The sequence below is a fragment of the Renibacterium salmoninarum ATCC 33209 genome (assembly GCF_000018885.1).
In the GTDB taxonomy this organism is placed as follows: domain Bacteria; phylum Actinomycetota; class Actinomycetes; order Actinomycetales; family Micrococcaceae; genus Renibacterium; species Renibacterium salmoninarum.
In genome coordinates this window covers 1,615,072-1,626,904 of the sequence record NC_010168.1, presented here as the reverse complement: position 1 = coordinate 1,626,904, position 11,833 = coordinate 1,615,072, and the positions used below count along the sequence as shown (strand labels likewise).

The following is an 11,833-nucleotide window of genomic DNA, read 5'->3' as shown; positions in this document are numbered from 1 at the left end:
TACGGACTACTTTTTGATGAGGTCTTCCTTGATGATGTCCCCGCCCTTGGTATAGGCGATGCAATCAATTCGGCCGTCGCCCTTCGCCCAGGTTGATTCAGTTGGATATCCATATTGTTGGCGGATGTCGTAATTACTTGCATCCGAGGTGAGCGAGATGACAGCACAGTATGCATCACCTTTGGCCTTTAGCGCGTCAGCGCCCGGGAAGGCATCTGAGTCCTTGTAGTAGAAAGTGCCAATCAGCTGGCCCGAGTGGCCGGTGCTGCAACTGACGACGTCAGCTTTAGTGTTGATATCCACATAAGTCCGGATGCAGTCGCCAACAAGCCAGGTCGACGGCGAGGCGTTCGGCACCAAAGCCGACCCATCCGAGCTGCTGGGACGAGCGCTTGACGACGTCGGGCTCTTGGACGTTTGGGATGAGGCTGATGCGGCTGGTGACCGATCAGAGTCGGCGGTCTTGTTTGCGCCGATGAGCGTGCTGACCAGCCAAATTACCAAAACAATCAAGGCAATTAGCACGACGCCAGCTCCAACAAAGATCCAGAGCTTGGTATTGCTCTTCTGAGGTTGGCCGGACCCGAATGGGCCACCGGGACCTTGCGGACCTCCGGGACCGTAGGGCCCTTGTGGTCCGCCAGGTTGTTGGTTCCATGCTGACGGTGGATTTCCGGGCACTCCCGGTTGTGCATTCTGACCGGGGTTTCCGTAAGGGGATGCCGCTGGCTGGCTATAAGGCGCGGGCAGGTTGGTTGGGGCGGTGTTCGCCGCATTCTGCCAACGTTGGCTGGGTTGGCTAGGTCCAGCGCTTTGGGCTCCCTGGCCAGTCGGCTGAGCGCCCTGCGCTGGTTGACCATATGGCGGGGCGAGCGGCTGGCCATATTGTTGGCCCGTTTGTTGCGCGGGAGCTCGCCCGGGTTGATTCGACTGATCTGCCCAATGTTGCAGATTGCGGTGCGGATGGTTGGGCTTCGTCAGGTCGAGACCACGATTGGGTGGGCTGGGCCGCTTGCGTGGCTTGGGAAGCAGGCTCGGCCGGAGCAGCAGGCGCGGCCGGTTCTGCCGGAGCTGGTTGAGCGGCTTGCTCGCTGGGAACAGGAGGCTGAGTACCTTCTGCTGTTTTTGGCGATTCGCTCGCGGGCTCGTCGGCCTTACTCCAGGGATTACTGACTACAGGCGGTTCATTGAAATTGGTTCGCAGAACTGTCGATTCGTCTGCGCCCCAGTCATTTTCTGCCGACGGTACGTCTGGTTGAGCTGTTTCGGGAACCGGTTTGCCGGCGGAGGACGGATTCTCTGCCTCGGGGGCAGCGGATGCGCCAGTGGGAGTAATGCCAGCAGCAGGAGTACTGGAAGATGAGACGAAGGCGTGATCCCAATCATTAGATGCAGCGCTTTTATCCAGCCAGGAGGGCTCAGTTCGCGATGAGGTGTTCTCGTCAGCCTCAGCTTCGACTTTTGCTGCTTCAGCTGCGGCTTCGTCTAGCGACGCTTCTTTTGCCGCGTCTGGACTGATTTGGGCTTCGCCCAAGGTCGGTTCTGGCAGATTCGGAGTCGGCTCGGGCCCGGCTCCTTTTGTGTTGTTGTCCTGTTCGCTCATGGGAACCTAGCACCTTCCTGGTCTACCTTGGCGTCAGCAGATTTATTCAATTTTTTAGCCTAAATCATTCATGAGACCACAAAATCCATCCTTGACATGTGACTCTACCGAAGTTCTCACCCTGTTGGCAGGGTTATTTGCTACGCATGTTGCGACTAAATCTGGATGATGACGTTCAAGTTCGCACAGAGCACGCTGAAAGCATGTAATCTATAGATACGACAAATTGACCGAAAACTCCGGGGCCTCCTCTGTATTCCAGGGTGACCACCTCCGGTACAAGTACAAAAGGGGGTCACGCCATGGGGCGCGGCCGTCAAAAGGCAAAAGCTACCAAGCAGGCTCGGGATATGAAGTACTACTCTCCGAGCACTGACTACAATGCGCTGGAACGCGAGCTATCGCATCCATCCAGCCCTGCCTCAAATCGCTTTACGGAAGAGATTCCGGAGCCTGACTATTCAGCGTATGAAGACAAATACGCTGATTAGTCTGACGACGATGAGGACGATGTAGACAGCCGACGTATCGGTTAGATTCGAACATCAATTTCCGCTTAAGCATCCGGTGATGCTTTGTGCTGCGCTGAAGAGCAATTCAGCAACAGCTTAGCCTTTTGTATGCCCGGTGAAGCCTTCGGCGGCGAGCTGGTCAAAAGTAATCCGTGCAAGCAACCAGCTTCCTGTTTCTGCGCTGTCAGCGAATTCCACGGCTCGTAAGTAGGCTTTGTTAGCAGCGTCGTCATCGCCAGCTTCACTCAAGAGTGCGGCCCAAGCCGGCTGGAAATTTGTCAGCCGAGCGTCGTTGGTATTGTCGAGTATTTGCAGGCCAGTAATCGGGCCAGATACTTTTGCCGTGGCCAAGGCTAAGGCTATAAGCACGCCTAAAGTTGGCGCGGCGCGCATCAGCGCGGAGTACAGCGTTAGTAGGTCATTGGCATTGGGCTCTAGACCATCGATTCGGGTGCAGTGGATCGATTGTATTGCTGCTTCTAGCTCAAAGCGCGCAATGGGAAGCAAGTGTGCATGCTCTGCCCGAGTAACTGCGGACCGCCGCAAATACTGATTGCCCTCGGCGACTAGCCGAGCATTCCACAGCCTAGGGTCTTGATCGGCAACCGGCAGGTAACGTCCTTGATCTCTACTTAAGGATCGGGCCATCGAAAGTGTGATGAGAGCGGCGATCGCCCACGCCTCTGGTTCGTTTTTAAGTAAAGCAGCAGCGCTGATAGCTAAGTACTGGGCTTCGGAAGATGCCGATTTCACGGAAGCCTGTTGAGAGCCTTGCCAGGAGATTGAGTAGCAGCCGTAGATAGCCTCAAGGACCGCAGGCAAGCGCTCATGCAATAAGTTGGGTTCAGGAACGGTCAGCGGAATCACGGCGTCTCGGATTCGACGCTTTGCTCTTACTAGTCGCTGTGCCAAAGTCGCGGTGGGGATCGCAAAAGCCGGTGCTAGCTGGTTCGCCTGGAAACCCAGGACGGTTTGTAGAATCAGCGGAGTACGAACAGCTGGATCAATTGCTGGGTGTGCGCAAGCGAAAAGCAGCGCGAGTCGCTCGTCGGGAAAACTGTTGAGTGCCAAGTCGTCCGGGAGCGCATCCAGTACAGGTAGCAATGCTTCGTCTAGCGGCGATGCCAGTCGATAAGCGGCGCTGCGTAGATCATCACGTTGTCTGTTCCGCGCCACGGTAAGTAACCAGCCTTCCGGGTTTGTTGGCTGACCGGTTAGCGGCCAGCTGCTGAGGGCTCGCTCAAAGGCGTCGGCCAGCGCGTCCTCTGCCTGGGCAATGTCTCCGGTGCGCGAGGCGACTAGTGCTAGCAGCCTGCCGTAAGAGGCACGGGCAACCCGTTCGACGGCGGCCCGTGCCTCAGCAGCATTGGTCAATTTTGGCTAGATTCTTGGCCGCCAACCCATCGTCCGCTGGACCAGCGAGTCGCAGTGGGATGGACTTCGACGTCGCCCCATTGAATTGACGGTGCCTGTTTGGCCCAGTTAAGCGCAACATCGAGATTCGGCGCCTCGATCACAAAAGTGCCTCCTATTTGCTCTTTTGTTTCTACGTAGGGCCCATCCTGGATACGTAGCTCGCCGTCGCTCGATCGCAGCGTTGTAGTCACGGTGGACGGTTGGAGTACCTCCGCTGAAAGCAGGACCCCGGCTGCCTCAAGGGCCGACGCATAAGCATGGAATCCGTCCATGCCTGCTTTGAGGGCTTCGGGCCCAAGTTCTTCCGGCGACATTTCCGGATAGTGCAAAAGAAGTGTGTATCGCATGATTTTTCTCCTCGTCTTAATATCTACTGAGTTCGATCGTTGAGACTGTTCGCCAATCGTTTGACCGGTTCAGCATCATGACGATTCGACTATGCACCAATCGACAGCATTCGGAAAGAATTTTGTCCCAGTCAATTTGCAAGTCCGCTGGGACAGACTAGGTTCTTCCCACTGCCTGGCTCTATTCAGTGGGAAGAACCTGCGGAAATTTTTGCCAGAGCTCGCCGAACTAATGCCAAAAACTCGACCGGTCGATGGACAACCAACGCATATCCAACCCTCATCACGGGCACACCAGCCGTGGTGTATTGATTAAAACGGCGAAGGTCCTCTTCGAAGGCTTTGGCCGAAAGATGGGACTCTTTGCCCATCAACTCCAAGGCGAGCACGCCATTAATGAGCTGATCCATTCGGCCCATTCCAGCTAAAAAGACCTGTGAGCTGACAATGAGTCCGGAATTTTCGCAGTGAAATCGGGAGACGACTTCAAGCGCAGACTCGGCGTGTGGATCAAGTCTAAGGAGCACTTTTCGGGCGTTGTGGGACCTGCTGCCACGAAGGCGGCCAGCAATTTCCTCGATAGTGACTTGTTTTTCCGGATTGCTGAGCACAACACCACAAGCGCATCAAGCTCCGGCGCACAGTCTAAGACCTGGACGATGACGTCTAGTGCGGACAACGGCAATCTGGCCCGATGTTTGATGAAGTAGGGCACCTGACGGCCGTGATCGACCGCAATGTGCGGGATCTTGGGCTGGTGTAGCACCCACCAACCCAACTCTTCTGCCGCACTGAGGCAAGCCGGTACGCCGTCGGCTTGGTGCATGGCAATTCTAAGTTTCGGCAGGCCTGGAAGTCCGTAAATGCCGAAGCCGTATCGGACCACAGCCCCAGATTTCACCGCGTTACGTAAGGTGCTCTGAGATACGCCAACCCGCATAAGAGTCTTCCAGCGGCTACTGCCGCCCATTGTTTTGAGCACGTTTACTGGATCTGCCATCTCCCAACCGTGCAAGAAAATTCCGGCAATAACTGTCCCGAAGCAGCTCTTGTGGGGCTAACCGCCGTTTGGCGTGGCTGGGGAGGAGTAGTGCGGTGCTGCGGCGTCGAAATTTCTTCCCACTGAGTCGAGCATTTCAGTGGGAAGGAACAAGTATGTCCCGTTGAATTGATCAATTCAACGGGACATACTCGCGAAAAAAATTAGGCGTAGCTGCCGGCCATTCGCACGGCACCGCCGTCGACGCCTTTGGCACCTTGGACATAGTCTGGACCATCTTGAGGGCCGGAATCCGAAGAGCCTACGGCACCCATGACCCACGAGGGCAACCCGCGCTCGTTCAAATGCGCGACGGCGGCGTCCGCGGCTTGCGCGCTGACGATTGCGACCATGCCGACTCCCAAGTTCAAAGTACGTTCCAGATCGGGCAGCGGAACATTACCCAGTTCGGACACTAACTTGAAGATTGCTGGCAATTCCCACGTTGAGCGATCGACCGTTGCGGTCAGTCCCTGCGGCAATACGCGCGCTAGGTTGGCAGCTAAGCCGCCGCCGGTGACGTGGCTGAAGCCATGCACTGCGCGCTCAGCATCTACATCAAAGGTTCGGGCCAGATCTAAGCAATCTGCAGCATAAACCCGAGTGGGTACCAAGAGTTCTTCGCCCAGGGTCCGGCCAAGCTCACTCACTTGCCGGTCTAAAGCCCAACCTGCGCGGTTAATTACGCGGCGCACCAACGAATAGCCGTTGGAGTGCAGACCCGAGGAGGCGATGGCGATCACTACATCGCCATCGCGTACTCGCTCTGGGCCGAGCAATTTATCAGCTTCGACGACGCCGGTAGCGGCACCCGCTACGTCGTATTCGTCCGGGCTGAGCAGCCCAGGATGCTCGGCGGTTTCGCCACCGACCAACGCCGTGCCGGCTTGCTGGCAAGCTGCCGCGATGCCACGAACGATATCTGCAATGCGTTCTGGCACCACCTTGCCGCAGGCGATGTAGTCAGTCACGTACAGCGGCTCGGCACCGACAACGACAATGTCGTCCACGACCATGCCCACCAGGTCAAAGCCAATCGTGTCGTGGATATCCATGGCCTGCGCAATAGCCACTTTGGTGCCAACGCCATCAGTGGAGGTGGCCAAAAGCGGTTTCCGATACTGCAGAAGCTTGCTGACATCGTAAAGGCCAGCAAATCCACCGACGCCGCCTAAGACCTGGGGTCCGTGGGTAGCTTTGACTGCTTCCTTCATGAGTTCTACGGCCTTGTCGCCAGCTTCGACGTCGACTCCGGCGCTCGCGTAGGTGATCGCTTCGCTCATACCTTTTCTTTCCTATGCTTTTCCAACCGAGGGTCAGATTCGTGCAGCAGATTTTCCAGCTCGGAACCCGGGCCGGGGTCGCATCCATTGGCTCCGGCGTGGGAACCATCAGCTTGCGGGGTAGTGCGTTCGAGTAAGTTCTTGCCCAAACGGTCCGCGGTAGGCAACTCAATCGGGTATTTACCGGTGAAGCAAGCCGTGCAAAGCCGTTCGCGGGGCTGTTCGGTGGCCGCGATCATGCCATCTTCAGAGATGTAAGCCAATGAATCTGCACCGATCGACTTGCAGATTTCTTCGATTGCCGCGCCATTGGCAATCAATTCTGCTCGCGAGGCAAAATCAATGCCGTAGAAACATGGCCAACGCACCGGTGGTGAGGAGATCTTGACGTGAACCTCGGCAGCGCCAGCCTCTCGGAGCATCCGAACCACGGCGCGTTGCGTATTGCCGCGGACAATTGAATCGTCCACCACAACGAGGCGCTTGCCACGGATGACTGACTCTAAGGCGTTGAGTTTGAGCCGAATACCCAACTGCCGCAATGTCTCCGACGGTTGAATAAAGGTGCGGCCAACGTAAGCATTCTTGACGAATCCATGGGCGAAGGGAATGCCGGATCCCTCAGCGTAGCCCACCGCTGCCGGGGTACCAGACTCCGGAACCGGGATGACAATGTCAGCGTCGAAATGGTTTTCGCGGGCCAGCTGACGGCCCATTTCCACGCGGGATTCGTAGACTGAGCGACCGGAAATTGTGGCGTCAGGGCGGGCAAGGTAGACGTATTCGAAAACGCAACCGGCCGCTTTGGTTTCGGCAAAGCGTTGGCTTCGCACGCCGTCCTGATCAATCGCGATGAATTCGCCCGGCTCGATTTCTCGGATAAAGCTAGCGCCAACCGTAGCTAAAGCGGCAGATTCAGAGGCGACGACCCAACCACGTTCCAGTCGACCAAGAACTAGCGGTCGTACCCCATATGGGTCACGGGCTGCGTAGAGGGTTCCCTCGTCCATGAAGACAAAGCAAAATGCGCCGTTGATTCGAGGCAGCAGGTCCATCGCGGTGGTTTCCAGGCTGTCCGTGCCGCTGCCTTGCAGCAGCGTGGTCACCAGCGCAGTATCCGAGGTGTTGCCCTGCGCCATTTCACCAACCTTGGGCCGGCCGTGCCGGTCCAAGACCAACTCGAACAACTCGGCGGTATTGGTCAGATTTCCGTTGTGCGCCAGCGCGACAGTCCCGGTTCTGGTGGCACCAAGGGTGGGCTGGGCATTTGCCCAAGTCGAGGATCCGGTGGTTGAGTACCGACAATGCCCGACGGCGATATGCCCTTTGAGCGTATTGAGGGTCGTTTCATCGAAGACTTGGGAGACTAAGCCCATGTCTTTATAAACGTTGATCCGCTCGCCATCGGAGGTCGCTATGCCTGCCGATTCTTGGCCTCGGTGCTGAAGTGCGTACAGACCGTAGTAGGTCAGTTTCGCTACCTCTTCACCAGGGGCCCAGACGCCAAAGACGCCACATGCATCTTGGGGGCCTTTTTCGCCGGGGAGAAGATCGTGGGAAAGTTTGCCATCGCCGCGTGCCACTAACCTATTCTAAGGCATCTTTGGCTGGTTATTACTCCTGGACGTCCTCGTCAGTTTCCTCAACCAATGCGGCAGAAGCTTTTCGGCGCCCGCTCCAGTCAATAACCAGGGCGACTAGGCCACCAAATCCGGTTCCAGCGATAATCAGCAAGACCACAAAAAAGCCAAAAACCGTGCTCTTATCGTATTGATTGTCTTGTGGCACTACGGCAACGATTCCCGCGGCGATAACGCCAAGTATTGCGCCAGCAATGAGGAACGGAACGTATTTTGGTGCTCGGCGAACCGTGACCTGGCGGGTTTCATGCCCGCTGGCGGCGTCTGGTGCGTCGGAGGAAATCGGTTCTGTCATTTATCCAGGATACTTTCGTCGCCACTGCTCTGTGTGCCATGCCAAAGCGGCAGCACTGCGGATAAATCGGCTCGGAGCCCGTAAGCCTGCACCCGAGAGGAGGCTAATGCCGTGGACCAATCAAGGGAGCCCTGCGCCAATTCAAGCCAGGTAACGGCGTCGGTTTCCACCACATTTGGCGGCGTACCTCGGGTATGCCGAGGGCCTTCAATGCACTGGGTCACCCCAAATGGCGGCACTCGAACTTCCACCGAATTCCCTGGTGCACGGGCGGTGAGCTCTTCGAGGCTGAACCGCACGGAGGTCGCCGTCGTCGTGCGTTCCTTAGCGCCACCGCGCCAGGCGGCCAGTGCCGCCTGACCGTCGGCTGCAGAAATTCGACGTTTGGCGGTCATTATTAATCCAGCAATGCCGAAACGGCTGCACCCAACCGGAGCTGGCCCACCACGTCACTACCGCCAAGAATCGGTTCGACGACCTTACCCAGCACCGCGGCCACTGAAGATGCATCCACCGCCCCGGTTGCGGCTAAAGCGGTTAGCCCCACCAGGGTCGCAGCTCGGCCATTGCCATCCAACATTTTGACCGCGACGCCGACGCCGGTCTCAGTGCCCAACGCCAGCACACCCTCAGCACCCAGTTTGGCCAAAATGCCCACGTCTTCCATCACGATGGTGTTGGGCTTACCTCGGCCTTCCACCGTCCACGGGTAGTCAAGCATCGCGGTAGCGATGGTCGCCGCTCGCGCGTTTGCGTGCTTGTCTGAGGGGGAGCCGCCAAGTTTGCCGTAACCGCGGGCAAGGCCAAGTAAGGAGATTGCCGCTACCGGAGCGCCACAACCATCGATTCCAACGTGCACCGGAGTTTCACCGCAGTATTCTTCGATCAAAGTCATCACTAGTTGTTGTAAGGGGTGGTTTAGCTGCAAATAGCTACGCAAATCCCAGCCGTTTTCTTTGCAAGCCCACAAGAACGCGGAATGTTTTCCGGAGCAATTCATCGCGAGCCGTGATTTGCCTCGGTCTGTGCGGAGCAGCCACTGGTAAGCCTCGGAATCTTGCGGCCAGGCCGGAGGGCATTGCAGGTCTTCTTCGCTGAGCTCGGCTTTGTCCAACATCGACTTCACCAGATCCATGTGTTCCAACGAACCCACATGGCTCGCACTCGCCATGGAAGCCTGAGCACCGCGTAATGGCGCGCCAGCCTGCATCGATGCCAGCGCTTGAAATGGTTTCAACGTCGATCGGGGATAGATCGGAGCGGTGGGATTTCCCAAGCTCGTCACCACCGAACCGTCAGCGGCAGTAACGACAACCGAGCCGATGTGCCGGGATTCGATAAAGCCGCTGCGTTCGACTACGGCAAGTTCTACGGCGTCTTGCGCCAGGAAGGTATTGACCACGAAGACAAGTATCCCGGATTTTCAAAGAATAATCTGGCCCGCCCCGAATAGTACCGCTCCCTTCGGCTAGGTAGGCTGGGTCCGTGAAAGTTCTTGTTATCGGCTCCGGCGGCCGCGAACACGCCATTGTCCGTTCGTTACTCTCTGACCCTTATGTGCACGAGGTGCACGTAGCTCCCGGTAACGCAGGGATTGCGGCGCTAGTGCCCACCCACGCGATTGACGGCAACGATCCAGCTGCGGTGACCTCTCTGGCGCAAAAGCTAGAGGCCGATTTGGTAGTGATTGGTCCGGAAGCGCCACTCGTGGCGGGAGTCTCGGATGCTCTTCGCGAAGCGGGCATTCCGGTCTTCGGGCCCAGCCAAGCCGCTGCAGAGCTTGAGGGTTCCAAGGCCTTTGCCAAGCAGGTGATGGCTAGCGCTTCTGTGCCGACGGCGATGGCGCGAGTTGCTACTGACTCTGCTGAGGCCCTCGAAGCGTTGGATACCTTTGGTGCCCCGTATGTGGTCAAGGACGATGGTCTGGCCGCGGGCAAGGGTGTTGTGGTGACTAGTGACCGAGACGAAGCGCTGGCACACGCGCAAACCTGTTTCGACGCCGGTGGCACCGTGGTGATTGAAGAATTTTTGGATGGCCCAGAAGTCTCACTTTTCGTGCTTTCAGATGGTGCGGACGTCGTCCCGTTGGCACCCGCACAGGATTTCAAGCGGATCTTCGATCAAGACGAAGGTCCAAACACGGGCGGCATGGGCGCCTACACGCCTTTGGATTGGGTACCGGAAGGCTTCGTAGACGAAGTTATCGCACGAGTTGCGCAGCCAACGATCGACGAAATGGCGCACCGAGGTACCCCGTTTGTTGGTGTTTTGTACTGCGGCTTGGCCCTGACAAGTCGGGGCACTCGAGTGATTGAATTCAACGCTCGATTTGGTGATCCGGAAACGCAAGCTGTGCTGGCGCGGCTGCGCACACCCTTGGGCGGGCTGCTATTAGCGGCCGCTAAAGGCCAGCTTGCCGACGTCGAACCGCTGCGCTGGGCAGAGGAGAGCGCAGTCGCCGTAGTGCTGGCTGCGGAAAACTATCCTGGAACGCCACGCACGGGGGAACGGATTCGTGGGCTGAAGAAAGCCAATGCTCTTGATGGGGTGCACGTGCTGCACGCAGGCACCGCAACCGACGATGCCGGAAAAGTCATTAGCTCTGGCGGCCGCGTTTTGGCCGTGGTCGCTTTGGGCGAAGACCTGGTTGAAGCCCGGGAGCGGGCCTACGACGGAATTGACCTCATTCAGTTACCCGGCGGGCAGTTTCGACGAGACATCGCCGCAAAAGCAGCTCGCGGCCAAGTCTTAGCTCCTGCTGCTGCAAGCGCTACGCAGGTTCCCCGATGAGCGGCTTCTTGGCTCCGGTCGTAGCCTTGCCCGGCTGGAAGCACGTGTATTCCGGCAAAGTGCGGGATCTATATGAGCCAGCGGACGGTGCTCAAGATCGAGTGCTGGTGGTAGCTAGCGACCGGATAAGCGCCTACGACTACGTTCTGGACACCGAAATTCCGGATAAGGGCGCAATCTTAACCCGGTTGAGTTTGTGGTGGTTTGACCAGCTGGAGGTGCCAAACCACGTTTTGGCCAGCACCGTGGCGGACGGTGTCCCTGAGTTGGTGGCCGGCCGAGCGATGATTTGCCGTCGGCTGGAAATGTTTCCGGTGGAATGCATTGCCAGGGGATATCTCACTGGCTCGGTGCTAGCGGAGTACCGTCAACTGCAGAGCGTGGCTGGGCTGCCGCTGCCCGCGGGTCTGCTTGATGGCTCCCGGCTCGAAGAAGCCATCTTCACCCCGTCGGCTAAGGCAGAAGTCGGTAAGCACGACGAAAATATCGATTTCGCCGCGGTCGTTGAATCAGTCGGTGCGGAACACGCCGAAACCTTGCGCTCGCTGACCCTAGACGTTTATCGTCGTGCGGAAGAAATTGCTCGCGAACGCGGAATTATCTTGGCAGATACCAAAGTCGAGTTTGGCCTGGACGAAGCCGGGGTAGTGACTTTGGGCGACGAGGTGTTGACGCCTGATTCCTCCCGGTTCTGGGATGCCGCACTCTGGACGCCGGGCCAGGCGCAGGCGAGTTTCGACAAACAATACGTTCGCGACTGGTTGACCTCACCGGCGTCGGGCTGGGACCGCACGACTAACGCGCCGCCGCCAGCTTTGCCGGCCGACGTCGTCGAACGCACCCGCGCACGCTACGTCGAGGCGTACGAGAAGCTCACCGGCGAAACTTTCTAGCCGTTTCAGATAGCC

At 57.7% G+C, this 11,833-nt stretch carries 15 protein-coding genes; 4 read left to right on the top strand and 11 right to left on the bottom strand.

Annotated elements, in window-relative coordinates; all coding sequences use genetic code 11:
- Positions 1-6: 6 nt before the first annotated feature.
- Positions 7-303: a hypothetical protein gene (locus tag RSAL33209_RS08210; RefSeq protein WP_049758926.1), complete on the bottom strand. Its 297-nt coding sequence runs from the start codon at positions 301-303 to the stop codon at positions 7-9.
- 10 nt (positions 304-313) lie between these two features.
- Here RSAL33209_RS08210 and RSAL33209_RS08205 point away from each other — a divergent pair, with 10 nt between their 5' ends.
- Positions 314-571: a hypothetical protein gene (locus tag RSAL33209_RS08205; protein ID WP_041684604.1), complete on the top strand. Its 258-nt coding sequence runs from the start codon at positions 314-316 to the stop codon at positions 569-571.
- Between the two features lie 228 nt (positions 572-799).
- Here RSAL33209_RS08205 and RSAL33209_RS08195 read toward each other — a convergent pair whose 3' ends face one another.
- Positions 800-1,603: a hypothetical protein gene (locus RSAL33209_RS08195; RefSeq protein ID WP_012245273.1), complete on the bottom strand. Its 804-nt coding sequence runs from the start codon at positions 1,601-1,603 to the stop codon at positions 800-802.
- A 302-nt stretch (positions 1,604-1,905) separates the two neighbouring features.
- Between RSAL33209_RS08195 and RSAL33209_RS08190 the strand changes: the two genes are divergently transcribed.
- The gene (locus RSAL33209_RS08190; protein ID WP_041685427.1) at positions 1,906-2,094 is read left to right on the top strand and encodes a DUF3073 domain-containing protein; all 189 of its coding nucleotides are present in this window, start codon (positions 1,906-1,908) and stop codon (positions 2,092-2,094) included.
- A 117-nt stretch (positions 2,095-2,211) separates the two neighbouring features.
- On the opposite strand, the gene RSAL33209_RS08185 is transcribed toward RSAL33209_RS08190, so the two are convergent.
- From RSAL33209_RS08185 to RSAL33209_RS08145, 9 genes are all read right to left on the bottom strand, one after another.
- Entirely contained in the window at positions 2,212-3,489 is a 1,278-nt protein-coding gene (locus tag RSAL33209_RS08185; protein ID WP_012245271.1) for an RNA polymerase sigma factor, read from the bottom strand.
- Positions 3,486-3,878, bottom strand: coding sequence for a YciI family protein (locus RSAL33209_RS08180; RefSeq protein WP_012245270.1), 393 nt, complete (start codon positions 3,876-3,878; stop codon positions 3,486-3,488). Before RSAL33209_RS08180 ends, RSAL33209_RS08185 begins: the two co-directional genes overlap by 4 nt.
- Before the next feature lie 185 nt (positions 3,879-4,063).
- Positions 4,064-4,288, bottom strand: a complete 225-nt coding sequence (locus tag RSAL33209_RS08175; protein WP_145962061.1) for a hypothetical protein — start codon at positions 4,286-4,288, stop codon at positions 4,064-4,066.
- Between the two features lie 14 nt (positions 4,289-4,302).
- The gene (locus RSAL33209_RS08170) at positions 4,303-4,878 is read right to left on the bottom strand and encodes a type IV toxin-antitoxin system AbiEi family antitoxin domain-containing protein (RefSeq protein ID WP_041684601.1); all 576 of its coding nucleotides are present in this window, start codon (positions 4,876-4,878) and stop codon (positions 4,303-4,305) included.
- 203 nt (positions 4,879-5,081) lie between these two features.
- Positions 5,082-6,200, bottom strand: coding sequence for a phosphoribosylformylglycinamidine cyclo-ligase (gene purM, locus RSAL33209_RS08165; protein ID WP_012245267.1), 1,119 nt, complete (start codon positions 6,198-6,200; stop codon positions 5,082-5,084).
- Complete coding sequence (gene purF / locus RSAL33209_RS08160; RefSeq protein ID WP_012245266.1) at positions 6,197-7,783, bottom strand: amidophosphoribosyltransferase; 1,587 nt, start codon at positions 7,781-7,783, stop codon at positions 6,197-6,199. Before purF ends, purM begins: the two co-directional genes overlap by 4 nt.
- Before the next feature lie 31 nt (positions 7,784-7,814).
- Entirely contained in the window at positions 7,815-8,135 is a 321-nt protein-coding gene (locus tag RSAL33209_RS08155) for a hypothetical protein (protein WP_012245265.1), read from the bottom strand.
- Positions 8,132-8,533, bottom strand: coding sequence for a sterol carrier family protein (locus tag RSAL33209_RS08150; protein WP_049758925.1), 402 nt, complete (start codon positions 8,531-8,533; stop codon positions 8,132-8,134). Before RSAL33209_RS08150 ends, RSAL33209_RS08155 begins: the two co-directional genes overlap by 4 nt.
- Entirely contained in the window at positions 8,533-9,537 is a 1,005-nt protein-coding gene (locus RSAL33209_RS08145; protein ID WP_012245263.1) for an asparaginase, read from the bottom strand. The genes RSAL33209_RS08150 and RSAL33209_RS08145 overlap by 1 nt, the downstream gene beginning before the upstream one ends.
- A gap of 83 nt (positions 9,538-9,620) precedes the next feature.
- On the opposite strand from RSAL33209_RS08145, the gene purD reads away from it, so the two are divergent.
- On the top strand, positions 9,621-10,925 hold the full coding sequence (gene purD / locus RSAL33209_RS08140) for a phosphoribosylamine--glycine ligase (RefSeq protein WP_012245262.1): 1,305 nt from the start codon (positions 9,621-9,623) through the stop codon (positions 10,923-10,925).
- Positions 10,922-11,818, top strand: coding sequence for a phosphoribosylaminoimidazolesuccinocarboxamide synthase (locus RSAL33209_RS08135; RefSeq protein WP_012245261.1), 897 nt, complete (start codon positions 10,922-10,924; stop codon positions 11,816-11,818). Before purD ends, RSAL33209_RS08135 begins: the two co-directional genes overlap by 4 nt.
- Positions 11,819-11,833: the final 15 nt, after the last annotated feature.